Origin of the sequence: Fructobacillus sp. EFB-N1 (genome assembly GCF_001038455.1) — a bacterium.
GTDB lineage: Bacteria > Bacillota > Bacilli > Lactobacillales > Lactobacillaceae > Fructobacillus > Fructobacillus cardui.
On sequence record NZ_LDUY01000051.1, the window covers coordinates 1 to 1,098 of the forward strand.

A 1,098-nucleotide genomic window follows, 5' to 3' on the forward strand; every position below is an offset into this window, starting at 1 on the left:
GAGCGCCCGTCATGTACTCCTAGTGTAATTACACTATCTTGCACTTTATCGAGCTGATACAGGATTTCTGGGCTATCTAGTTCGATTGTGACCACATTACCCCGCCTGCTTAGTAATTTACCTGCAAATTCCATTCAGATACCTCAATCATCGTAATAAGCGAACCGCCATAACTTGTGGTAATTTGCTAACGAGAAATTACGTCGGTCTTCACCGTAGAATCGATGCAATTGTGTGCGACTAACACCAGTCTTACGTGCTACTTGTGCCATCGTTAGGTGGTTCTTATGGCGTACCGTCACAGACGATTGGCCATCTTATCGCTGATTTCTTTACTTTGACTCATTTCACAACCTCTCAATCGTCAATTTGTAAAACTTACCGTTGATTTCTACGTGCTGTTTTTCTGGCACTTGCGTTTCATTCGTCATAAATGCACTCGTGACAACTTTGTTTCCAATTCCTGCCAGCCATTCTTTTAAATCATTCATCGTCATCTACCTCGTATAATCGCAATTTGTTTCCTGCACTCTTGCGCTTCATGTATGACGGATTAGTCATAAACATCAAATAATCAAATGACCTACCAGTTTCTTTTGAAATCTCATCTATTGTGCCAACTGATATAAATTCATCGCCTTTGTACAGCGCCCATATTCTTTCTGCTTTATTTTTTACCGCCATTTTAAAAATTCCTATAAATGTGTCTTCCGGAAAATCAACATAGCCATCATTTCTTCTTGGCTATCGTGTGGTTGTTTTTCTGCAATCTCCTGCAATTCAGCATTTTTAACAAATTTGGGCTCTTTCACTCTCGTAAGTCCTCCATTCCGCCGAATATAAGTTGATTAGCTTCTTTCTTTGCTATTAGTCGGCTGATAATCTTGGGATTATACGAACGATCAAGACTGTTAGCATCACCGCTAATCTTTTGGTTAGTCGTGACAATGTTTGTCTTGGTTCGCTTGCCGTATTCATCTTTGGCCTGGCGTGCTTCAGCTAACTCGTACATAAACTTCTGCATTGGCTCACTGGCCTGCTTGCCACTGTTACCCATTCCGCCAGCTTCACTGCCGAAATCATCTAGTACCAGTACAT

Annotated in this window: 3 protein-coding genes and 1 pseudogene; all 4 read right to left on the minus strand. The window is 41.3% G+C overall.

The window, feature by feature from the left end:
• Positions 1 to 143: 143 nt before the first annotated feature.
• A complete protein-coding gene (locus FEFB_RS09115) occupies positions 144 to 272 on the minus strand; it encodes a hypothetical protein (RefSeq protein WP_255360199.1) in 129 nt (42 codons plus the stop codon).
• 75 nt (positions 273 to 347) lie between these two features.
• On the minus strand, positions 348 to 491 hold the full coding sequence (locus tag FEFB_RS08835) for a hypothetical protein (protein WP_161795120.1): 144 nt from the start codon (positions 489 to 491) through the stop codon (positions 348 to 350).
• On the minus strand, positions 484 to 684 hold the full coding sequence (locus FEFB_RS07975) for a hypothetical protein (RefSeq protein WP_047975719.1): 201 nt from the start codon (positions 682 to 684) through the stop codon (positions 484 to 486). The genes FEFB_RS08835 and FEFB_RS07975 overlap by 8 nt, the downstream gene beginning before the upstream one ends.
• Before the next feature lie 124 nt (positions 685 to 808).
• Positions 809 to 1,098 (minus strand): annotated as a pseudogene (locus FEFB_RS08840) (ATP-binding protein); the annotation flags it as partial.